The following is a 22,087-nucleotide window of genomic DNA, read 5'->3' as shown; positions in this document are numbered from 1 at the left end:
TTAGTCTACAGGAACTGCGCCTGGAGGCAGTTTTTGGACAATTCTAAATTGTCCTTTAGTCACTTTAACTTCTTTTCCATCCTTGGTTTTGAATGTTCCTGCAAATTGGCCCTCAACAGTTCCAATGAATTGACTGAAAGTACCATTCAAAAAACTGTAGGTTGTCTGTTTTCCTTCGAAGGTGATGATTTTTACGGTAGCAGAAGAACCAGGAATCCGCTCTTCTTCCAGAAAGCCATATTCATGAGCGGAGTAAGCGTGATACTTTACTCCATCTTTTTTCACAAATGCAACCATAAAAAGATTATTTCCAAAAGTACCATTTCCAGGACCTAGATCATGACCAGCTTCGTAGGTTCCTGTACCTAAAGGGATCCAATTAAATCCTCCGAAATTGAAGTCATTACTTGGTCCCCAAAAATTAACTGAAATGGACTTATCTACATTGAGCGTATTAAGAATTTCAGCATAATTACTCACCTCCACCCCATCTATTTCCATGACATAGCTACTTTCATCTCCTGAAAGCGTGAATGGGAAATTTAGATCATTTGTCAGCTGCTGCTGATCATCAGGTTCCAAATCTTCTCCATCAGTGCAAGAGACCAACAAGAACCCAGAAGTTAAAAGCAAAATCCATTTAAAAAGATATTTTTTCATTTTTGATAGTGTTTAGTTTCATTCCAAAAATCATCTAAGAGATTAAAAGTAGCTATACGGCAAATGCCTTATTTTGATTAGTGTATTTAGCCAATAAGTCCCAATCAAAATTTTTCAAAAATCTTAAAAGTAAATGAGTGGAAATTCAAAATCATTCATTTACTTTGCATCACAAAGTACTTTTAAAATGAGAAATCCTGAAAATGAATTAGCCGAAATCAAGTCCATGATGGAGCGAAGTACACGCTTCATTTCACTTAGTGGGCTTTCTGGAGTTTTGGCAGGAATCTATGCGTTTCTAGGAGCCGGAATTGCCTGGTATTGGGTTTATTATCCAAGCTCTGGATTAGGGTTTGATTCAGAAATAAACTCCACAGCGGATTTACAAAGCAAATTACTGGTAGTGGCTATATTGGTTTTGTTTCTGGCCATTGGAACAGCCTACCTGCTTAGCCAAAGCAAAAGCCAAAAGAAATCACAGAAATTTTGGTCTCCAGCCAGCAAACGGTTTCTTCTTGCACTATTCATTCCAGTTATTGCCGGAGGGTTTTTCTCCTTCGCTTTAATTCACAAAAGTGCCTATGAATTCCTCGCCCCTGCTACTTTGACTTTCTATGGACTAGGCTTAATCAGCGCTTCGCATTTCACCCTAGGAGAAATCAGGAATTTGGGAATTGGACAATTAGTATTAGGGATTTTGGCTGCCTTTTTCCCTGATTTTGGATTGATATGTTGGGCTTTGGGCTTTGGATTGCTACATGTAATCTACGGCTCCATGATGTATTACAGATACGATCGATAAGGTGAAGGGAGAATACGATAAGGCCTTTGAGAATATAGTCCGATTGCGCATTATGTCCATCTTGATGGCTAATGAGCAATATGACTTTAATTCCTTCAAGGAAATCCTGGAGGTGACAGATGGGAATTTAGCATCTCATCTTCGGAATCTGGAAAATCAAGGATATATCCAGATAGAAAAAACCTTTGTGGGTCGAAAACCCCAAACCAATTATCAAGCCACCAAGGATGGCAAAAAGGCTTTTGAAGCCCATCTTGAATTCCTTGAAAATTTGATCAAATCCAATAAAAGCTAAAAAAATTTAATCATTCACTTTGAAAATCAAAGTACTTTCTAATAAACAAAAACTATGAATCCACTTACTTCCCCACCTCCTATTCGAACAAAAGACCTATTGCTTCCAGCGGTTCTTGGTCTTGTTCTTCCCACAGTTTGGTTGGTTTTTCTTGCATTGGCAAATGAAAACATCTTCCAACCCTGGATGTACCTCCCACTCACCCTTATTCCTTTAAGTGGATCGGCAGGCGCAATATTCTTTTACTTCATGGGATTTCATTGGTTTCCCCATGGAACCAAAAAACTTATCGCCATCATTTTCAGCAGTATCCTATACTTCATAATCCTTTGGCTCACTTCGGTATTTATCTTCAACTACACCGGACACTGGCATTAATTAACCTCTATTTCTTCGTAAATTATTCATCACATAGCCCACTCAAAAATGAAAGAGCTACTCCAAAGCAACCTTGACAATCCGGCAGAACTCGAAAAACTCTACCGCAAAAACAAATCGGAATTCAAGAAAGAATTCGATGTATTGTATCCAGAAATCCAAGATCGCACCCTAGCGGAATTTTGGCATACCCGACTGCACTATGAATCGGACGCCATCAATTGGGGAAGTTTGAAAGACTGGAGAGTCGTGATTATCGCTTCTCTTTTAGCTGGGCTTTATGCAAAACTTCCTGAAATATTCTCCATTGAAAACGAGCTATTTTATGCTAAAAACCTAGGCTTGATGGTTTTCCCTTTTGTATCCATCTATTTCATTTGGATCAACAAACTGACCTCAAAAACCATCCTTACAGTAGGCTCCCTCTTTATCGCTTCACTTCTTTATATCAATATCTTACCAAACGATAAATCCAGCGATACCCTTATTCTAGCCTGTATTCATTTGCCTTTACTCCTTTGGGCAATTTTGGGTTATACCTATGGTTCCGGTAATCTAAAAGACTTAACAAGCCGACTTACTTTCCTTCGATTCAATGGAGATGCTGTCGTTATGGGAGCCATCTTGGTACTATCCGGCATGCTTCTATCCGGCATCACTATTGGCTTATTTGGCTTGATCGGGATCAATATTGAGAAATTTTACATGGAGTATATCGGGATCTTCGGAGCAGCGGCTATCCCCCTTCTTGCTACCCACCTTACTCAAACCAATCCACAATTGGTAAACAAAGTCTCCCCAATCATTGCAAAGATTTTCAGCCCAATCGTATTGGTGATGTTGGTTATTTATCTCGGAGCAATTGTCTTTTCTGGAAAAGACCCTTATAACGACAGGGAATTTCTCCTTCTCTTCAATCTACTATTAATCGGAGTAATGGCTTTGATCTTTTTCTCCATTGCAGAAAGCTCCAATGAAAAAAATAAAAAATCCGGCACCTGGATTCTACTGCTTTTGTCCTTAGTCACTTTGATCGTGAATGCCATTGCACTTTCAGCCATTGTATTCCGAATCAATGAATGGGGATTAACTCCTAACAGATTGGCTGTTTTAGGAATCAATGTTTTGATGATGATTCATCTGGTTTTGGTAGGTAAAAAATTACTTCTAGCAGTCAAAGGAAAAACTGAAACCCAGCAAGTAGGAAATGTAATCTCCTCCTACCTGCCTATTTATTTCATTTGGTCTGCTATCGTCATTTTCTTATTCCCAATCCTTTTTGGATTTTCATAAAAATTAAGGCCTAGGAAACTAGGCCTTCTTGTACCGCTATCCGAACCAATCCGGCAACATTGTGGACGTCTAATTTCCGCATCAAAGACTTACGGTGGGTTTCTATCGTCGAGATCTCCAAACTGAGTTGATCTGCTATCTCTTTGGTGGAAAATGCCTCGGCTATCAATTTTAAAACCTCCCGCTCCCTACCGCTTAATAAATCCAATTGGGAGTTGGATGATTTTTGAATCGATTTAGACTTAGAATTCAAAACCTCAGTAACCGGTGCACTATAATAATTTTGACCTTTACTGACCTTTTCCAGTGCTACTCTTAATTCAAATTCATCCAAGTTTTTAAGGATGTATGCATTCACACCTAAGGACAAGGCTTCTTTTACTGTGGCCTGATCCAAGTGCATAGTTAATAATACAGTCTTTAATTCAGGAATTTGCTGTTTCAATTTTCGAATCAATTCCAAGCCATTTAGACCGGGCATTTCAAAATCCACCATCAAGATCTCTGGCTTCCAAACTGGAATTTTTTGCAAAGCCTCCAACGGATCATGGTAGCTAGTAACCAATTCAAAGCCTGGGATTTCCTGTATTATCCGGCTCAAACCATCGATAATCAATTGATGATCATCTACTAAAACAATTCGTGAATTTTCCATTTATTCGACGGGAACTGTAATCACTGCAACCAAACCACTTTCTGGACTGGATTCATAATTGACCGTTCCTTTTATCAAGTCCAAACGATTTCGAATATTCATCTGTCCGTGACCACTTGTTTTTTCCCCAGTCAAGCCCTTCCCATTATCCTCTACCAACAAGGTCAATTTATTCTTCATTCTTAAAAGTTGCACATTCACAAAACTTGCCTGTGAATGCTTCAAAATATTGTTCAAAAGCTCCTGAAGTACACGATAAATACTAATTTCAATTCGTTCGTTCAGTCTTCCATCCATACCATGATGTTCAAATTCGTAGCGGATATCAGAATATTGGAAGGTATTGCGGAGCAAATCTTCCGAGGCCTGAACCAATCCCTCCTCCATCAATGCGCGAGGCATCATTTGGTGGGAAATCTGACGGATTTCATCTGCAGATTTAGAGAATCTGTCGGTAATCTCCACCAACTCAGACTGCATTTCAGGATCTGCCTTTTTTTGAAGACTAATTAATCCGAGCTTCAAAGCAGATAGCTGTTGGCCTATTCCATCGTGCAAATCCTTACTGATTCGCTTCCGCTCATCTTCAGTAGCCTGAATCACCGCATCAAAGCCTCGCTCCTTCTCTTCAATGATCGCTTGTTGCAAAGCTGCTTTTTGCCTAGAGCGATTTCGTTGATAAATGAATGTTCCACCCAATAACAAAATTCCCAAACCTGAGAGCAAATAGGTCAATTGAGAATTTCTTACAGCCAAAGTTGCTTTTTGAGTCTGAATCTCCACTTCCTGCTCAGCAAGCTGCTTTTCCTTCTCCGAGGTCTCATACTTTAGGAGCAAGTCATTTACATTTTTTATGTTCTCGGAAGATTTTAGAGAGTCTTCTAATTGTTTGAAGGATTTAAAATAAGCCAATGCATTTGCAGTATTCCCACTTTTCTCGTAAAGCGAAGCCAAATTCTCCCTGACGGATTTTAGGTATTGCCGATCATCATACAAGTTGCAAAGTCGTTCTGCCTCTTTCATCTCCGAAATTGCCTGACTATACTGCTTTTTGGCAGCCAATATTTCAGACCGATTGATTAAACCTTCGAGGACACCCAAAGGATATTCTATCTCCTCTGACATGTCAATGGATTCTTGAAACAGGGATGCTGCTGCATCCATTTCCCCCTGCTTCTTTAAGGCTACTCCTTGATTATTTTTTGCAGCAATCACACCATAAGGAAAACCAACTTGCACATAGATACCCTCAGCTTCTTTGGCAAGTAGAATGGCTGATTCGGAAGAATCCATCCCGATGTAAGCATTGCTTAAATTGAGTCGGGCATGTGCATTATTAATTTCATAGGAAGATGGAATTGCAATGGCCATTTTTGTGTATTTGGCTGCATTCTGCCAATCTTCCAGAGACAGGTAATTCTTTCCAATATTATTATAGACACTATTTAGTAATGCGTCCTTACTTACTTGATTTTCAACCAGCTCCCCATATTCTATCGCTTTTAACAAATAGCCGATCGCCTCTTCGTATCGATTCATTTCGTTCAGAGCATTGGCCCGGTTGTTCATTACTCTGGCTAAATCCCCATAGCTTTTTATTCGCTCATAAACCACTTCAGCACTATCGAGATAAGGCATGGCCAAATCCAAATCTCTCAAGCCCAAGGCAACAAATGAAAAGTCCATATAAACTTTGCCCAATAGAGAATCCTGAAGAAAGTCTTGAAAATGACTTTTGATATATTCCCCCTCGGCTCGGTAATAAGAAAATGCTGAATCATACTCCTGAATTGATTCGAAATACCTACCGATATTTTTATAGGCTTCTACAACTTGGAATGGATTGTCTTCTTTTTGAAATTTTTGGAGAGCGTTGAATAAGCTATCGGTCTGGGCGAAAGTTGAAAAGCTAATTCCTAATAGCAATCCCAAAAATGCAGAGACGTGTTTTTTCCGACTCATGGTTGGTAGTGGTTTTCTTAACCTCGGAAATTAAAAAAAATGGTAGAAAAACCATTGAACCAATCACAAAATGAAATGATCAAAGCTAAACCTCCCCGAAAACAGGGAGAAAATTCCCGGAAATCGGGGAGAAATATTTTTTCTCTGAGACGGAATTTTGATTCAACAAAACACTCAAAGCAATGATCAAGAAATTCACACTCGCACTCCTTTTGGGAATCACCGGAATATTTTCCGCCTATTCCCAAGAAATCACAGCAAATGAAGTAGACATTCCATTGAGCCCAGATGCTCAAAAAGCCGCCCAAAAAGGCATGCTTTTTCATGGGGGTTCTTATTGGAATGATGACATGACCCAGCTTTATAATTTTTTCCTTTATGAGGATAAGAAAAACGGGTTGATGTTTTTGGAAGTAACGACAGACGATTCCGGAGAGGTGATTTCAACTGCAGAAAATCCTTACAACGAATCCAACCTTTCCCAATTCTCAAATTTGGCTGCAGAGCCTATGCTTACCGGATCGAAAGTTCCTGAGAATTTAGCAGGCAAGGAATTTGGCTACTTCCAAAAAACGGTTTTGGCTGGCAAGCCGAAATTGAATATAGGAAAATTTGAAAACCGCTATTACAATAATTTATGGGCTGGATTCAAATTCAAAAAAGAGGATCAAATCCAACTGGAAGATAAATTCTGGCCTTTTGTTTCCTTTGCCCTGCAAGGTGAAGGCGTTGACAACCAAAACTATCAAACCCGAAGGATGAACCGCTTTTTAAGAGCATTGGATGGAGAAACGGATTACATCCCCTTGGACGGAAAGGCCTTTATCGCAGGTTTGATGGCTACCTCCAATCCTCAATATATTTCTGGGGTTTATGATATGAGCAGCAAAACCTGGGACAATCAGGTGACAACCAATATGGAATCCAATCCCATTGGAATAACCTATTCTCAAACGCCCTATGGTGTGCTGGCATTGGTATCACAAGGAACCAAAGACGACAGTGACTTGATGGCTATCCGGATGGATCCTCAGGGAAATATTCTGAAGCAAATTCGACTTCCATTTGCAGAAGGCCCTAAAAAAAGACCCACGGTGGATGTGAAAATCATGGATGCCGGAAATGCGCAATTTATTATTGCTCCTTATTACCCTGAGGGACTGAATAAAAAACCAAGCATTGCCATCTATAAGATTGAGGAAGACCTCGTTTTTGCAAAGCAAATCTTAAATAGTGACATCGAAGCCAAACTCAACATTCCTGCAGGATCGAAAGCAAAAATGAAGGATTTGAATGTCGCTTCTGTAGAAAACATTCTTGCTCTTTCCAATGGGGATTATATCCTGAGCTTTGCAAACCAGCAAACACCAGTATCCACTGTTTTCCTTCAGCTTTCATCTCAGGGAGATTTAAAATCCGCTTATTTAACCGAAGAAATCGAAGGAGATAATAATGAGCCGGTTCGATTAATCGGGAAAAACCCTATCCATTTGCCTTCGGAACTCCTGGAAGTAAATGGGATGGTCTATGCATTGATCCGAAGTGTACCCGCTGAGCTGGAGCAAGGTATACAAGCTTCCCGAGAAGACTTCGGAAGTGTACTCAGAATCACTACGGTAAGAATTGATGAGGTAATGGCTGAAGCAAAGATTTTTAAGATTGATCCTCAAAACCAAAAAATCTCAAGCAGCTATGATTTTAACGATCAACTAATTGTAGGAACTATCCCTTATCTAGTTACTCCATCCGGAAAACTTATTTTCAAGACAGTTGATCCGAAAAAGGGAACACGAAGACAATTGATACTGAACTGAGAAGGGCGCTTTTTGCTTTGAGGTTAAGCTTCTCGGTGGATGGAGAGTGAGGGCGAAATCCCTCCTCTTCTTTTCCCAAAGCTTCCCTCCCAAAAAGCTAGGATTGTTTTAAGGGGGTAATCATAAAGCCCCCTTTGTCATTCAAGGTTCAGAATTGATTCCATCTCTAGATTTTCATCAATCTCCTTCAAAAAAGGAATTATCTATCGGGAATTTTAATAATCTTGAATTATAATTTAAATAAGATTACATTATTAAAATTTTATTTTACAGTTATGAAAAATTACATCATCATTCTACTTTTTCTTTTTGCCTTTTCAGCAAAAGCTCAAAGTTATGAATCACTTCGGGACCAGGGAACCGAAGCTTTTTTGGCGGGAGATTATCAAACGGCTTATGATTTTTTTCAAAAAGCCGCTCAAGGGTATCCTACCAACCCAGAAGCACTTGTGAATTACGGATATTTACAGGCCATGTTTGGAGAAATTGAGGTGGGAATCGAAAATTTGAACAAAGCCATTTTAGGAGCTCCAGACAGTGTCAATTGGTTAATTAGCCGTGCCCAAGTACTTTCCTATTCGGGAGATTTTGAAGGGTCTAATCGGGATTACCTGAATTTCACCAAACGATCAGAAAATCCCGAACAGGTTTTTATACCCATTGCAGCTAACTACAATAATTTAGGTGATAACGATAAAGCCTTGGAATACCTCCAAAAATTTGAAGATACTTCCTCAGAATTAACACCCGAATTTTATTACACCAAAGCATCTGCCCATTTGGGTAAGCGGGACTATTTATTGGTAATTCAAGCTGCCACCATGGCAATAAATGGCAATCCTGAATTGATTGACTCCTATTTCATCCGAGGTTTTAGCTTATTCCAATCTGGAAAATACGAGCCGGCGATCCGGGATTTTGATGAATACTTGAAAAGTGACCCGGAATCTAGTCTTATTTGGATGCTAAGAGGAGAGTCGAAAGAAAAATTAGATGACCTTTCAGGTGCCTTAGCAGACTTTCAAAAATCCATAGAACTAAATAGCCAAAATGCCACAGTTTACCTAAAACGTTCTGAAGTATATAGAAAACAAGGGGAATTAGAAAAGGCACTTTCCGACCTTAATTTATCGGATAAAATCCAACCGAATAATAGGGACGTGATTTCAAGTAAAGCTAGCCTTTTGGCCGATATGGGGAAATATTCCGAATCAATCGCGGAATATTCAAAAGCCATTCAACTGGCTCCAAAAAATGCAGCCAATTATTACAGTAGATCCTTGGCCTATTTAAAAGTAGACAGATACCAGGAGGCTTTAAGTGATGCGAAAAAATCACTGGAACTTGCGCCTGGTAATAACAACGGCTATTTGAATGGAGCAACAGCACTTTTTAATTTGAATCAGTTTTCAGATGCACTCGCCTTTATAAGTGAAGGGATTTCAAAAAACCCGAATGATGGAATGATGTATTATTTGAGATCCGCAATTCACAAAGAATTGGGAAATGAGGAGCAAGCCGCCTCAGATGATGCTAAGGCTAAAGAATTATTGACCAACTGATGAAGACTGTACCATTTACGCTTATTTTCTTTCTTACTCTTTTTGCACTAAAAGCGCAGTGCCTAGAAGGTGATTGCAAAAATGGATTCGGAAAAATGGATCTGATCTACTGCATTTATGAAGGAACTTTTGTAAAAGGAATGCCCGAAGGAGCTGGAACTATGTACTATGAATCCTATCGCTACGAAGGAGAAGTAAAAAAAGGGTTAGAGCATGGATTTGGGAGAATCATTTTCGAAGATGGTTCTTATGAAGAGGTAGAATACTACATGGGAAAAAAAGTCGAAAGCCAATACTATAAGGTAGAGGCCCAAGATTATAAATCCTATCAGGCAAAGCGTGATCCTCGTTGTGTTTCAGGCGACTGCTCGAATGGAAAAGGAGAATATCATTTCCCTTCCGGAAACAAATACGTAGGCAACTTCAAAGATTTCCAACCCAATGGAAATGGAGAATGGGATTTTGCCAACGGTGATCGCTACGTGGGCAATGTAGCTAACGGCATGAAGCAGGGAGAAGGAACTTACTATTACTCAAATGGTTGGAGGTATACAGGATCTTACCAAAGTGACGAGGAGTTTACCGGGACCTATTTTGCCCCCAATGGCCAAACTGTAAAGGTAATCAGTGGTCAAATCCAAGTTCCCAAACCAAGCGTCACTTACTCTATTACCAAAGGAGGCAGTCCACAACATCCCGATCATGAACGCTGCCCCATGTGTGATGGAAAAGGAACCATGATGATTCCTGGAAGATCCAGACAAGTTCAGGGAAGTCCTTCCTATAACGTTTATCGATCTACAGATGGAAAGGTCTCAAGAGAATATGCCGGTAGTGCACCTGTCTACACCGTCCGTTCTCCAGACCGAGAATCCACCTGCAGTATTTGCGGGGGTTCGGGAGTGGTTAAGTGGTAAGAAAAATTCAGGAAGCTTTTTAGCAGCATATTCTTAAAGAGTCTCTTTTTTGGGTAAATTAGTGACCAAATGCTTATCACTATGAAAAAATACCCCTTCTTATTGAGCGCCTTATTGGCAGTCGGGCTGGCTTCTTGCAGCCAACAAACCGCAGAGACAACTGAATCGACAGAAACGAAAGAAACTACCGAGATGACTTCTTCTAATTTTGGAGGCTTGGCCCTATACACATTACGAGATGCGATGGGTACTGACCCTAAAGGAACCCTTCAAAAAGTTGCAGATGCAGGCTACGCTTATGTTGAAGCTGCAGGTTATGCTGACGGAAAATTCTATGGTATGGAACCAGCAGAGTTCAAAAGCTATCTAGAATCTATTGGCCTTGAACCAAAAAGTACCCACATGGGTGGCGTAACTTTGGAAAATGCAGATGAACAAATCGCAGCAACCAAGGCGGCAGGATTTGAATACTTTGTGATCCCTGTCCCTCCTATGGGTATGTTTACCTTCGGACCAGATGGTATGGGAATGAAAGGTACCAAGGAAGATTTGGTGAATATTCTTTCCACCATTGGCGAAAAGTGCAGTGCTGCAGGACTGAAACTTTTATACCACAACCACGACTTTGAATTTAAGCCTATGGAAGACGGTACGATTTTGACAGATTACATCCTAGAAAATACTGATCCAGCTCATGTGAATTATCAGATGGACCTTTTCTGGGTTACCAAAGCAGGTGCAGATCCTTTGGCCTACTTTGAAAAATATCCTGGCCGGTTCAATGCATGGCATGTAAAAGACATGAATGACGAAGGCAACTTTGCTCCCGTAGGAACAGGAAACATAGACTTTGCCAAAATCCTGGCAGAAAAGGATAAATCAGGAATGGTTTACTACTTGGTAGAGCAGGACAACACCTTTGGATTGGATCCATTGGAAGCGATAAAAATTAGCCATGAAGGCTTGAAAAAATTTGGTTTCCAATAAACAATCTTAACTAGCCAACCTTCGGGTTGGCTTTTTCATTTAGAAGTTTTTCTCTTCCAAAAAACCATGCAAGACAATACCACCCTAATCATAGTCGTATCTATCTTGGCACTTCACTTTGTGGTTGGAATCGGCTGGCTGATATATAAAATGTCAGGTTCGGATAAAAACGAAGGCTCCAAGCAAGAAGAAAACTGATTAATCAAAAACCTTATTTACTTCAAGCGATTTCTCATGCAACGATTACTCTTAATCATGTTTTTCCTTTTCTCACTTTCTCTCTCCACACTTGCTCAGTCAAGTTTCATTCAAAACAAAGTGATTGCTCACCGTGGAGCTTGGAAGAAGAATTCATTTCCTCAAAATTCCCTCGCTTCCCTTCGCGAAGCTATTCGATTGGGCTGTGAAGGTTCTGAGTTTGATGTCTGGATGACAGCTGATGAAGTTTTGGTAGTCAATCATGATGCGGAATTTGAAGGAATGGATATCGAGCACGTCACCTATGAAGAACTTCTTACAAAGAAACTTCCGAATGGAGAAAAAATCCCTACCCTTAAAGAGTACCTTCAGGAAGGGATGAAGCAGCAAAAAACCAAGTTGATCTTGGAGTTTAAGCCATCTGAAATCAGCGTAGAGCGAAGTGAAAAAATCGGAGAATTAGTTGTAAAGATGGTTCATGAACTTCAAGCGCAAGATTGGGTAGAATACATAACCTTTAGCTATGAAGGAGGATTGAAAGCAATAGCGACAGACCCCCAAGCTAAAATTTCATATCTCACAGGAAACAAATCTCCAGCTGAATTGAAGGAAGCCGGTTTTTATGGATTTGACTACAATTACCGCGTTTTAAAAATGAAACCTGAATGGATTCAGGAAGCAAGAGAGCTTGGGCTTATCACCAATTCCTGGACAGTAAACGACCCAGAAACTATGACCTGGCTATTGGATCAAGGAATTAACCAGATAACTACCGATGAACCTGAGTTATTGCTGGAAATTCTAGAATCTAGGAAATAGAAAACAATTATTGGATTTCTTAGAGGTATGAAAATTTAGCTTCTGAAATGCCTTAACAAAGTCAGAATTTTTTTCACCACATAGAATCATAGCTCACATAGCGTCTTGGAGAAGAAAATGCAGCTATTAGCTAAATTCAAAGCATCCTAATTATTGGCGATTTTTTCTATGTTTTCTATGTAACTATGTGGTTATTTTGCCTTTGAACCGAAGAATATGAGACCTTATTTATTTCATAGGAACATGTTGCATAACTTTTTTGTAAACTGATTTAATCCTCTTAAACCATCTGAATTACAGTCAAAAAAAATCCCTGATTGCTAACGATCAGGGATTTTGCTTTCTCTAAAATATACCTTATTTACTTCGCAGGAAGCAGCTTAGACCTCACCTCTCCGAATCCAACACGAATTCCATCTTTTTCGGCATAGCCTTTCATGATGACCGTATCTCCGTCTTCGATAAACTTCCGCTCCTCCCCTGTTTCCAATTTGACAGGTTTACTTCCTTTCCAGCTTAATTCCAACATAGATCCAAAGGAATCCTCCGTTGGACCTGAAATAGTTCCTGAAGCCATCATATCGCCCACATTGATATTACAGCCATTGACTGTATGGTGAGCCAATTGTTGGGCTATATTCCAATACATGTATTTGAAATTGGATCGACATACTCGACTCGCTTGCTTCGCTCCCTCAGGCTGTATGTAAGCCTCCAGATTAATATCAAAACTATGAGCACCTTCACACTGTAGATAAGGCAAAACTTCCGGGTCTTGCTTTGGTCCTTCCACTCGGAAATAATCCAAAGCCTCCAAAGTCACTACCCAAGGAGAAATGGAAGAAGCGAAGTTTTTACCCAAGAAAGGTCCTAGGGGAACATATTCCCATGCTTGAATATCACGCGCAGACCAGTCATTGAATAGCACAAAGCCAAAAATGTAATCTTCTGCTTCGGCAGTAGAAACCGAGTCGCCTAATTTGGTTGGTTTGCCGGTGATAAATGCCAATTCCAGCTCGAAATCCATTCTTCTACTAGGTCCGAAAGAAGGGCTTTCCATATCAGGATCCTTAAACTGACCTTTTGGTCTGTGAATATTTACCCCTGAAGGAATGATGGAAGATGCCCGACCATGATAGCCAACAGGCAAATGCTTCCAGTTTGGCAAAAGGGCATTTTCGGGATCGCGGAACATTTTACCCACATTAGTGGCATGTTCCATGGAGCTGTAAAAATCTGTATAATCACCAATTTTAACGGGTAGAAGCATTTCGGCCTCCTTGCGGTTGACCATTACTTTCCCTCGGATTGAATGATCACGAAGTTTCTCATTATCAGTAAGCAATAAATCCTGTACCCGCTCTCGAATTTTTCGAGTTTGGTTTTTGCCTAAAGCAATGAGTTCATTGAGTGAATCCTGAAGAAATATTCCTTCAGGAAGGAAAAGATCCGAGAAGAAGCCCTCTTGATCCAATACACTCAAGTCTACAATTTTATCTCCAATTGCAATTCCAATTCTGGGACTAAGGCGCTTATTTTTAAAAACACCAAAGGGTAGGTTGTAAATTGTAAAATCGGAGTTTTTCGGTATTTCAACCCACGTTTTCAGCTCAGACATCATCATTCGTTTCGCTACAAATTAAAAATTTGAGAGGGCAAATTTAAGGCTTATCCATGAAATGAAAAGTGAAAGGAAAATTTACTTGGAAAAGAAAATCTCAAAGCATTATCTAATCTTTTGAAGCTTTCCAGTAAATTCAGTCAGTCCAAAATTTAATCTTATGTATAGATTCAATCCTCGAGCTCTCGTGCTCTTTTTGTTTTTCCTCTTTACGCTGCAAATTCAAGCCCAGGAAATTTCGATCCTGGATCAACTTGAGCAAGTAGCAATTGTCGATCAAAAGGTCATGATGCCAATGCGGGATGGTATTCGTTTGGCAACAGATATTTATCGGCCTAAAACAGATCAACCTGTTCCTATTGTATTCTCCCGGACCCCATATAATTTCAATACCTATGGAGATGGAGAAATGCGAACCCGTACTCTCCAAACTGCCCTGGATTGGGTAAAAAAGGGTTATGCCTATGTCGTTCAAAATGAACGAGGAAGATTCTTCTCAGAAGGAGAATGGGATATTCTCGGAACACCTCTGACGGATAGTTATGATGCTTTTGATTGGATGTCAAAACAAGCCTGGAGTAATGGCAAAATCGGCCTGTTGGGCTGTTCTTCCACAGCTGAATGGCAAATGGCTGCCGCTTCCTTAAATCACCCAGCTTTGGCAGCTTTGGTTCCTCAGGGATATGGTGCCGGCGTGGGCCGAATTGGAGAATATTTTGAGCAAGGAAACTGGTATAGAGGCGGAGCAGGTCAAATGCTTTTTACAGCATGGCTCTATGGCACACAACATGATCCTTTGGCACCTAAACTGCGAAGAGGAATCAGTCAAGAAGACTTACTCCGCCTTCAGCGATTTTATGATATGGCTCCAGAATATCCACGAGTGGATTGGAAGGAAGGATTGGCACATTTACCTATTCAGGACATCATCAAAAATGTAAATGGACCTCAGGGAATCTATGAAGAAATGATCACCCGGAAACCAAATGATGCGCGGTGGTATCAAGGCGGATTATACCATGATGATATGCCTTTTGATAAGCCAAGCATGTGGTTTGTGTCTTGGTATGATGTCTCCTCTTCTCCAAATATTGCTTTGTACAATCATGTGCGCCAAAACGCCATCAGCCAAATGGCCAGAGATAATCAATACTTGGTCATTGCGCCTGTTTTGCATTGCTCCTACACTCGAGCAACAGAAAACACAGTAGTTGGTGAGCGAAGTATGGGCGATGCGCGCTGGAATTACGATGAAGTAATCACAGCTTGGTTTGACAAGTGGCTCAAGGGAGAATCCAATCAGACAATTGATGCATTACCAAAGGTTACCTACTTCACCATGGGTACAAACGAATGGCAGTCTTCTGATGTATGGCCTCCGAAAGACGCGGTCATGACTTCCTTTTATTTGGACTCAGAGGGAAATGCAAATACCCGAAATGGAGATGGAAAACTTGTTTCAAAAGCTCCAAAAAAAGAAAATCAGGACACCTTTACCTATGACCCGATGAATCCTGTTCCTTCCTATGGAGGGAATGTGTGCTGTACCGGAAATGCCGTCCAAGGAGGCGCTTTTGATCAATCAGAAATGGAATTGCGGGATGATATATTAGTTTATACCTCCGAGCCATTGGAAGAAGGGGTCGAAGTATCAGGATTTATTGAATCCTATCTATACCTCAGTTCAGACGTAAAAGACACTGACGTTACAATCAAGTTGATTGATGTCTATCCAGACGGAACGGCTTACAACTTGGATGAAACGATCCAGCGTGTTCGCTATCGCGAAGGCTATGATAAAGAGGTTTGGATGGAAGACGGGAAGGTCTACGAAATAAAAATGACCCCTATGAGTACATCCAATTACTTCGATAAGGGACATAGAATTCGGATTGAAGTCACAAGCTCAAACTTCCCTAGATTCGATCGCAATATGAATACCGGTGGGAATAATTATGATGAAAGCGAAGGAGTAGTTGCTACGAATTCTATTCACCATGGCGGAAAGTTTCTTAGCCGAGTGGTATTGCCAATGATTAAAAAGTAAAAATATATTTTGAATCCTTATTTGAGGCTGTCTAATTAGTAGAGACAGCCTCTTTTTATTTTTTACAAACCCATTCAATCAAGGCCTTTTCCCCTTTTTCTGCTATTTTTGCGACTTCGAAAAACAAAATCCGAGCATGTCTATTTCCAGTAAATACGATCCGTCACAGGCCGAGGCCAAATGGTATGCCTATTGGATGGAACATAAGCTTTTTTCATCGAAAGTTGATTACAGCAAAGAACCCTACACTATTGTGATCCCGCCACCAAACGTAACCGGCGTCCTTCACATGGGGCATATGCTGAATAATACCATTCAGGATGTATTGATTCGTCGCGCTCGTATGCAAGGTAAAAATGCCTGCTGGATTCCCGGAACAGATCATGCTTCCATTGCTACTGAAACCAAAGTCGTTCAGCTTTTAAAAGAAAAAGGCATCGACAAAAAAGATATTTCCCGGGAAGATTTTCTCAAGCATGCTTGGGAATGGAAGGAAAAGTATGGAGGAATTATCCTGGAGCAATTGAAAAAATTGGGTGCTTCTTGCGACTGGGATAGAACTGCCTTTACCATGGATCCGGGATTAAGCGATGCAGTGAATTCTGTTTTCGTGGATCTCTATCGAAAAGGAAAAATTTACAGAGGCATCCGTATGGTAAACTGGGACCCAAAGGGACAAACTGCCCTTTCGGATGATGAGGTGTTCATGAAGGAGGTCGCATCGAAATTATACTACATCAAGTATAAAATCGAAGGCTCTGAAAATGAATATTTGACAATCGCCACTACCAGACCGGAAACTATCATGGCTGACTCAGCCATTTGCATCAATCCAAATGATCCACGATTTACCCATTTGAAAGGAAAAAAGGCGATTATTCCTTTGATCAATCGATCCGTTCCTATCATTGAGGATGAGTATGTGGATATGGAATTTGGAACTGGATGTTTGAAAGTTACTCCAGCTCACGATCTGAATGACTACGAACTTGGAGTAAAACACAGACTTGAGGTAATCGACATTCTCAATGATGACGGCACCTTAAATGAAAAGGCTCAAATCCTCGTAGGTGAGGACCGATTTGTTGCAAGAAAGAAAATCGGAAAGCTTCTCGAGGAAGCTGGTCAACTGGAAAAAATCGAGGACTATAAGTCAAACGTTGGACACTCCGAGCGTACGGATGCAGTCATTGAACCTAAACTTTCGTTACAGTGGTTCCTGAAAATGGATGAAATCACCAAACCTGCATTTAAGGCTGTAATGGATGATATCATTCAACTTCATCCGCCGAAGTTCAAAAATATGTACCGGGTTTGGATGGAGAACGTTCGGGATTGGTGTATCTCACGCCAACTTTGGTGGGGGCATCGAATTCCTGCCTTTCATCTACCAAATGGAGAATTTGTGGTAGCGAAAACCGCTGAAGAAGCCCTTCAGCTTGCCAATGAACAATTCAATGCAAACTTCACCTTGGAAGATCTAAAACAAGATGAAGATGTATTGGACACTTGGTTCAGCTCTTGGTTGTGGCCGATTTCGGTTTTTGACACTGATGTCTTCACTACCGGAAAGCCAAACGAAGACCTGAAATATTATTACCCGACCAATGACCTGGTGACGGCACCGGAAATTCTCTTTTTCTGGGTTGCCCGAATGATCATTGCTGGCTACGAGTACATGGGTGATAAACCATTCCGAAATGTCTATTTGACTGGTATCGTACGGGATAAATTGGGTAGAAAAATGTCTAAGTCTTTGGGCAACTCGCCTGATCCTTTGGAATTGATTGCTCAATATGGAGCAGATGGTGTCCGTACCGGAATGCTCTTCTCCTCTCCTGCTGGAAATGACCTACCTTTTGATGAAAAGCTTGTTGAACAGGGAAGAAATTTTGCCAATAAAATCTGGAATGCTTTCCGCTTGGTAAAAGGCTGGGAGGTTGACGCTAATTTAGATGGATCAGCAAATGATGCCAGTATAGAATGGTTCGAAAACCGATTCCAACAGGCTTTGGCAGAGATAAATGATCATTTCGAGAAATTCCGAATTTCGGATGCCTTGATGGCTACGTATAAATTGGTTTGGGATGATTTCTGTTCTTGGTATCTAGAAATGATCAAACCTGCCTATCAGCAGCCAATTGACCAAAAAACTTACGATCAGACCATCGCTTTCTTTGAAGGCATCTTGAAGGTTTTGCATCCTTTCATGCCTTTCTTGTCGGAGGAGATTTGGCATCAAATTCAGGAAAGAAGCGTGGAAGAATCCCTGATTTTGGCGAGCTGGCCAAGTCAAACATCTTTTGATGAGAAAATCATCGAAGAAGCTGCTCAGGTATTTGAAGTGGTATCTCAAATCCGAAATCTTAGAGCTTCTAAGGGAATGTCTCCAAAAGAAGCTTTGGATCTAACTATCAATTCAAAGAACCCGGATTTGTATGCTCGATTTGAGTCTGTATTGACGAAATTGGCTAACTTATCTTCTTTGAATTTTGCAGAGAAAGTGGAAAACGCCATGAGCTTTGTTGTAAAGGCTGATGAGTGTTTTATCCCTATGGGAGATTCTATCAATGTTGAAGAAGAGAAAGCCAATTTGCAGAAGGAGTTGGAGTACACGAAAGGCTTCTTGGCAACTGTGATGAAAAAACTTTCCAATGAGCGCTTCGTCAACAATGCTCCTGCTCAGGTAGTGGAAACGGAAAAGAAAAAGCAGGCAGACGCAGAAGCCAAAATCAAGGCTTTGGAGGATAGCTTGGCAAAATTGGGATAAAAAACTCTCCCTACTTATTCTAGGGAGAGTTTCCGATTTATTTCAAGAGGTTTTTTCAAATGAATAAGGTTCGTCATCACTAGTGAAACATAAGGATCTCATCGTTGATTAAAATAAAATCAGTTAAGATTGCCTGCCCTCCGGAAGGCGGGCTTCACTTCGTTCGCAATGACGGAAATCTTTTTTAACAGCCTCTTTTTTAATGGCTCCAATTGTATTCATCAATCTGCTCAAGGCAAGCAATGAGCAACTGAATAGAATCTGCAATATCTTTTTTATTCGCCATTTCAATTACCTGATGCAAGTGACGGGTAGGAATTGAAATCGCACCGGCAATCGCACCTTGCTTACCCATTCGCTGTACACCGGCAGTATCAGTTCCTCCGGCAGTGAGAATTTCAGGCTGCCAGGTGATATTTTCTTTATTGGCAGTCTGCTTCATAAACTCCACCATGCGGTAATCGCAAATCGTCATGGCATCCATAATTTTGATAGCTGTACCCTTTCCAAGTTCCGTTACTTTCTCGTGAGGCTGAGCTCCCGGCACATCAAAGGCGATCGTGGTATCTAAAGCGATTCCAAAGTCCGGGTTTATCCCATGGGCAGCGACATTGGCTCCCCGAATTCCAACTTCCTCCTGAACCGTGAAGGTTGCATAGACATCATAAGCAGGATTCTGGATTTTTTTCAAAGCCTCAATCAAAATATAAACTGCCACTCGGTTATCGATGGATTTACAGTTGACGCAGCTTCCCATTTCCACCAAATGGCGCTCTCTCGTTATTGGATCTCCCACGGAAACATACTTTTCAACCTCTTCTTTGGACATTCCCAAGTCAATAAAAAAGTCTGTTGTTTTGGGAAGTTTATTTCGCTCTTCTGGACTCATAACGTGGATAGGCTTCGTCCCCATTACTCCAATCAAGTCCTGCTTACCGTGCACAATCACTCGCTGAGCTGTCAAAGTTTTTGGGTCAAAACCGCCTAGCGTATGGAAGCGAACAAAGCCTTGATCATCTATATGAGTCACAATAAAACCAATCTCATCCATGTGGGCGGCAACCATTACTCGCTTTCCATCCGGATTTCGCTTTCCTTTTTTTATCGCGATCACGTTTCCAAGATTGTCCGTTCGGATTTCATCTACATAAGGCCGAACCAGGTCAATTACTAAATCACGGATGCGTTTTTCAAAACCGGGTGCGCCGGCGATTTCACATACTTGTTTCAATAAGGAAATATCGATAGTCATTTGTCTTGAGATTTATCTTTTTTGAATCAATTGCTAAAATACTAAAATGAAAAAAGGCGTAGAGATTTTTCCCAACGCCTTTGAAATTTTTATAATCAATTCGATTAATACGCTCGAATGGTCTTTCCTTCCATGTAGTTTTTGAAGGCTTTATTCACAACCCAAGTTCCTCCATCGGTAGGATAATCACCGGTGAAATACCAGTCTCCCAAATGATTTGGAATACAGTTGTGCAAAGCATCTACGGTTTGGTAAATAACCTTTACTTCGGCCCTGATTTCTTCAGAAGTGACGATTTCGGCGATCTTATCAGAGATCTCTTCATCAGTAAACGGCTCATAAACCTTCTTCACAAAGTTCTCTGAGGCTTTTGGATTGGCATGACATGCTTCGTAGACTTCTTCTAAGATATTATCAATCTTCCGCTCTTTGAGCAAAGCAGTAGCCGCTCGGAATGCGATAAAGTCCTTCATTCGGGACATATCAATTCCATAACAATCCGGGTAGCGAATCTGTGGGGCAGATGATACAATGATGATTCGTTTTGGATTCAATTTATCCAAGGTGGTCAAAATACTCTTTTCCAAGGTAGTGCCACGAACGATACTATCATCGATTACCACCAAGGTATCCACTCCGGGTCTTACCACTTCGTAAGTCGTGTCATACACCGAACTTACCATGGTATCCCGATCATCATCATTGGTGATGAAGGTCCGGAGTTTGACGTCTTTGCTAACCAGCTTTTCAACTCGTGGACGGAAATTCAACAATTCCTCCAAATCCCCCATATGAGGCTTACCTTCTAAGAAGACCTCTTTTCGCTTAGCCACAAGGTATTCTTCCAAGCCTTCGATCATCCCCAAGAAGGCTGTCTCAGCAGTGTTGGGAATGTAAGAGAAGACGGTATTCTTCAAATCAAAGTCAATAGCCTTCAAAATCTGAGGAATCAAGGCCTTACCCAAATTTTTTCGCTCTTGATAGATATCCGGATCTGTTCCTCTTGAAAAATAAATACGCTCGAAAGAACAGGACTTTTTCTCACGCGCTGGGATAATTTCTTCCTCAGAATAAGAGCCATCCTTATTGATTACCAAGGCATTTCCTGGTTGGATTTCTTTGATCGCTTTAAAATCAATATTGAAAGCGGATTTAATCGCAGGTTTTTCGGAGGCAACTACGATGATTTCTTCATCGGCATAATAGTAAGCTGGACGGATACCAGAAGGGTCCCGCACTACGAAACTGGAACCGTTTCCGATTAAGCCGCACATAGCATACCCTCCGTCAAAGTCTCTACAGGATCTTCTTAAAATTCGAGCCACATCCAATTCATCTTCAATGAATTGGGTGATTTGTTCATTGGTGTACTGATGCTTGTATTTATCAAAGATCCGCTGGTTTTCTTCATCCAAAAAGTGACCGATTTTTTCCATCACGGTCACGGTATCTGTTTTTTCCTTCGGATGCTGACCTAGCTGAACCAACTTTCCAAAAAGCTCCTCCACATTGGTCATGTTGAAGTTTCCGGCCATGACCAAATTTCGGCTTCTCCAGTTGTTTTGCTTCAAGAAAGGATGACAGGTTTCGATGCTGTTTTCACCGTGTGTTCCGTACCGCAAGTGACCCAGCCAAACCTCCCCGGTAAAGGCGATATTTTCTTTCAACCATTCTGCATCGCTTAAGCCATCATGGCCTCCAAGTTTTTTTGCCTTTTTGTACTTTTTGCTGATTTTTTCAAAAATGTAATTAACAGCGGAAGGCTCAATGGATCGGTATCGGCTGATGTAGCGGGTACCGGGCTTGGTGTTGATTTTGACATTGGCGACACCCGCACCATCCTGACCACGGTTAATCTGCTTTTGCATCAGGACATACATCCTGTTGGAAGCATAGGCAGGCGTACCATATTTATCAATGTAATATTGGGGTGATTTGCGGAGCCTCACCATGGCTATACCGCATTCGTGTTTAATTGCGTCACTCATTGACCGGGAGATAAGTTAGCTTTATGGTACAAAGGTACAGCAATTTAAAGGAATTTCGGGGCGAAAA

Annotated in this window: 18 protein-coding genes; 12 read left to right on the top strand and 6 right to left on the bottom strand. The window is 40.9% G+C overall.

All coding sequences use genetic code 11. The features are described from left to right. The gene (locus tag E4S40_RS00295) at nt 1-660 is read right to left on the bottom strand and encodes a hypothetical protein (protein ID WP_135069145.1); all 660 of its coding nucleotides are present in this window, start codon (nt 658-660) and stop codon (nt 1-3) included. 187 nt (nt 661-847) lie between these two features. On the opposite strand from E4S40_RS00295, the gene E4S40_RS00290 reads away from it, so the two are divergent. Genes E4S40_RS00290 through E4S40_RS00275 form a run of 4 tightly spaced genes read left to right on the top strand, consistent with a single transcriptional unit; the run spans nt 848 to nt 3,428 of the window. Beyond that, nucleotides 848-1,462 carry a hypothetical protein gene (locus E4S40_RS00290; protein ID WP_202615315.1) on the top strand — a complete coding sequence of 205 codons (615 nt, stop codon included), beginning with the start codon at nt 848-850 and terminating at the stop codon, nt 1,460-1,462. 1 nt (nt 1,463) lies between these two features. Continuing rightward, on the top strand, nt 1,464-1,757 hold the full coding sequence (locus E4S40_RS00285) for a winged helix-turn-helix domain-containing protein (RefSeq protein WP_237563094.1): 294 nt from the start codon (nt 1,464-1,466) through the stop codon (nt 1,755-1,757). A 54-nt stretch (nt 1,758-1,811) separates the two neighbouring features. Further along, nucleotides 1,812-2,135 carry a hypothetical protein gene (locus E4S40_RS00280; protein WP_135069139.1) on the top strand — a complete coding sequence of 108 codons (324 nt, stop codon included), beginning with the start codon at nt 1,812-1,814 and terminating at the stop codon, nt 2,133-2,135. A 48-nt stretch (nt 2,136-2,183) separates the two neighbouring features. Continuing rightward, the gene (locus E4S40_RS00275) at nt 2,184-3,428 is read left to right on the top strand and encodes a DUF4153 domain-containing protein (protein ID WP_135069136.1); all 1,245 of its coding nucleotides are present in this window, start codon (nt 2,184-2,186) and stop codon (nt 3,426-3,428) included. Nucleotides 3,429-3,438: 10 nt separating this feature from the next. Here the strand turns inward: E4S40_RS00275 and E4S40_RS00270 are convergent, their stop codons facing one another. Continuing rightward, nucleotides 3,439-4,083 carry a response regulator gene (locus E4S40_RS00270; protein ID WP_135069133.1) on the bottom strand — a complete coding sequence of 215 codons (645 nt, stop codon included), beginning with the start codon at nt 4,081-4,083 and terminating at the stop codon, nt 3,439-3,441. Further along, on the bottom strand, nt 4,084-6,045 hold the full coding sequence (locus tag E4S40_RS00265; RefSeq protein WP_135069130.1) for a tetratricopeptide repeat-containing sensor histidine kinase: 1,962 nt from the start codon (nt 6,043-6,045) through the stop codon (nt 4,084-4,086). Between the two features lie 182 nt (nt 6,046-6,227). Between E4S40_RS00265 and E4S40_RS00260 the strand changes: the two genes are divergently transcribed. From E4S40_RS00260 to E4S40_RS00240, 6 genes are all read left to right on the top strand, one after another. After that, a complete protein-coding gene (locus E4S40_RS00260) occupies nt 6,228-7,859 on the top strand; it encodes a hypothetical protein (RefSeq protein ID WP_135069127.1) in 1,632 nt (543 codons plus the stop codon). Nucleotides 7,860-8,134: 275 nt separating this feature from the next. Continuing rightward, nucleotides 8,135-9,421 carry a tetratricopeptide repeat protein gene (locus E4S40_RS00255; RefSeq protein WP_135069124.1) on the top strand — a complete coding sequence of 429 codons (1,287 nt, stop codon included), beginning with the start codon at nt 8,135-8,137 and terminating at the stop codon, nt 9,419-9,421. Next, nucleotides 9,421-10,338 (top strand): MORN repeat-containing protein, encoded by a 918-nt coding sequence (locus tag E4S40_RS00250; protein WP_135069121.1) that lies wholly within the window; start codon nt 9,421-9,423, stop codon nt 10,336-10,338. Before E4S40_RS00255 ends, E4S40_RS00250 begins: the two co-directional genes overlap by 1 nt. 81 nt (nt 10,339-10,419) lie before the next feature. Continuing rightward, nucleotides 10,420-11,325, top strand: coding sequence for a sugar phosphate isomerase/epimerase family protein (locus tag E4S40_RS00245; protein ID WP_135069118.1), 906 nt, complete (start codon nt 10,420-10,422; stop codon nt 11,323-11,325). Nucleotides 11,326-11,391: 66 nt separating this feature from the next. Next, nucleotides 11,392-11,523 (top strand): hypothetical protein, encoded by a 132-nt coding sequence (locus E4S40_RS17280; RefSeq protein WP_262710576.1) that lies wholly within the window; start codon nt 11,392-11,394, stop codon nt 11,521-11,523. Nucleotides 11,524-11,559: 36 nt separating this feature from the next. Next, nucleotides 11,560-12,342 (top strand): glycerophosphodiester phosphodiesterase, encoded by a 783-nt coding sequence (locus E4S40_RS00240; RefSeq protein WP_135069115.1) that lies wholly within the window; start codon nt 11,560-11,562, stop codon nt 12,340-12,342. 361 nt (nt 12,343-12,703) lie between these two features. Here the strand turns inward: E4S40_RS00240 and fahA are convergent, their stop codons facing one another. Then, nucleotides 12,704-13,966, bottom strand: coding sequence for a fumarylacetoacetase (gene fahA / locus E4S40_RS00235; RefSeq protein WP_202615314.1), 1,263 nt, complete (start codon nt 13,964-13,966; stop codon nt 12,704-12,706). A gap of 157 nt (nt 13,967-14,123) precedes the next feature. Between fahA and E4S40_RS00230 the strand changes: the two genes are divergently transcribed. Both E4S40_RS00230 and E4S40_RS00225 read left to right on the top strand, forming a co-directional pair. Next, entirely contained in the window at nt 14,124-16,010 is a 1,887-nt protein-coding gene (locus tag E4S40_RS00230) for a CocE/NonD family hydrolase (protein WP_135069112.1), read from the top strand. 136 nt (nt 16,011-16,146) lie between these two features. Beyond that, a complete protein-coding gene (locus E4S40_RS00225) occupies nt 16,147-18,780 on the top strand; it encodes a valine--tRNA ligase (protein WP_135069109.1) in 2,634 nt (877 codons plus the stop codon). 199 nt (nt 18,781-18,979) lie between these two features. Here E4S40_RS00225 and E4S40_RS00220 read toward each other — a convergent pair whose 3' ends face one another. Both E4S40_RS00220 and E4S40_RS00215 read right to left on the bottom strand, forming a co-directional pair. Further along, nucleotides 18,980-20,032: a M42 family metallopeptidase gene (locus tag E4S40_RS00220; RefSeq protein WP_135069104.1), complete on the bottom strand. Its 1,053-nt coding sequence runs from the start codon at nt 20,030-20,032 to the stop codon at nt 18,980-18,982. Between the two features lie 104 nt (nt 20,033-20,136). Continuing rightward, the gene (locus tag E4S40_RS00215) at nt 20,137-22,020 is read right to left on the bottom strand and encodes an amidophosphoribosyltransferase (RefSeq protein ID WP_135069101.1); all 1,884 of its coding nucleotides are present in this window, start codon (nt 22,018-22,020) and stop codon (nt 20,137-20,139) included. Nucleotides 22,021-22,087: the final 67 nt, after the last annotated feature.

This window comes from Algoriphagus kandeliae, assembly GCF_004571135.1.
GTDB lineage: Bacteria > Bacteroidota > Bacteroidia > Cytophagales > Cyclobacteriaceae > Algoriphagus > Algoriphagus kandeliae.
The sequence above is the reverse complement of the archived record's forward strand: the minus strand, read 5'-3'. Positions and strand labels throughout refer to the sequence as shown.

Bases quoted from the DNA above. Each gene is read 5' to 3' on its own strand.
- E4S40_RS00265 (WP_135069130.1), bottom strand. From the start codon at position 6,045: ATGAGTCGGAAAAAACACGTCTCTGCATTTTTGGGATTGCTATTAGGA.
- E4S40_RS17280 (WP_262710576.1), top strand. From the start codon at position 11,392: ATGCAAGACAATACCACCCTAATCATAGTCGTATCTATCTTGGCACTT.
- fahA (WP_202615314.1), bottom strand. From the start codon at position 13,966: ATGATGATGTCTGAGCTGAAAACGTGGGTTGAAATACCGAAAAACTCC.
- E4S40_RS00220 (WP_135069104.1), bottom strand. From the start codon at position 20,032: ATGACTATCGATATTTCCTTATTGAAACAAGTATGTGAAATCGCCGGC.
- E4S40_RS00275 (WP_135069136.1), top strand. From the start codon at position 2,184: ATGAAAGAGCTACTCCAAAGCAACCTTGACAATCCGGCAGAACTCGAA.
- E4S40_RS00250 (WP_135069121.1), top strand. From the start codon at position 9,421: ATGAAGACTGTACCATTTACGCTTATTTTCTTTCTTACTCTTTTTGCA.
- E4S40_RS00230 (WP_135069112.1), top strand. From the start codon at position 14,124: ATGTATAGATTCAATCCTCGAGCTCTCGTGCTCTTTTTGTTTTTCCTC.
- E4S40_RS00225 (WP_135069109.1), top strand. From the start codon at position 16,147: ATGTCTATTTCCAGTAAATACGATCCGTCACAGGCCGAGGCCAAATGG.
- E4S40_RS00260 (WP_135069127.1), top strand. From the start codon at position 6,228: ATGATCAAGAAATTCACACTCGCACTCCTTTTGGGAATCACCGGAATA.
- E4S40_RS00270 (WP_135069133.1), bottom strand. From the start codon at position 4,083: ATGGAAAATTCACGAATTGTTTTAGTAGATGATCATCAATTGATTATC.
- E4S40_RS00295 (WP_135069145.1), bottom strand. From the start codon at position 660: ATGAAAAAATATCTTTTTAAATGGATTTTGCTTTTAACTTCTGGGTTC.
- E4S40_RS00215 (WP_135069101.1), bottom strand. From the start codon at position 22,020: ATGAGTGACGCAATTAAACACGAATGCGGTATAGCCATGGTGAGGCTC.
- E4S40_RS00280 (WP_135069139.1), top strand. From the start codon at position 1,812: ATGAATCCACTTACTTCCCCACCTCCTATTCGAACAAAAGACCTATTG.
- E4S40_RS00240 (WP_135069115.1), top strand. From the start codon at position 11,560: ATGCAACGATTACTCTTAATCATGTTTTTCCTTTTCTCACTTTCTCTC.
- E4S40_RS00255 (WP_135069124.1), top strand. From the start codon at position 8,135: ATGAAAAATTACATCATCATTCTACTTTTTCTTTTTGCCTTTTCAGCA.
- E4S40_RS00245 (WP_135069118.1), top strand. From the start codon at position 10,420: ATGAAAAAATACCCCTTCTTATTGAGCGCCTTATTGGCAGTCGGGCTG.
- E4S40_RS00290 (WP_202615315.1), top strand. From the start codon at position 848: ATGAGAAATCCTGAAAATGAATTAGCCGAAATCAAGTCCATGATGGAG.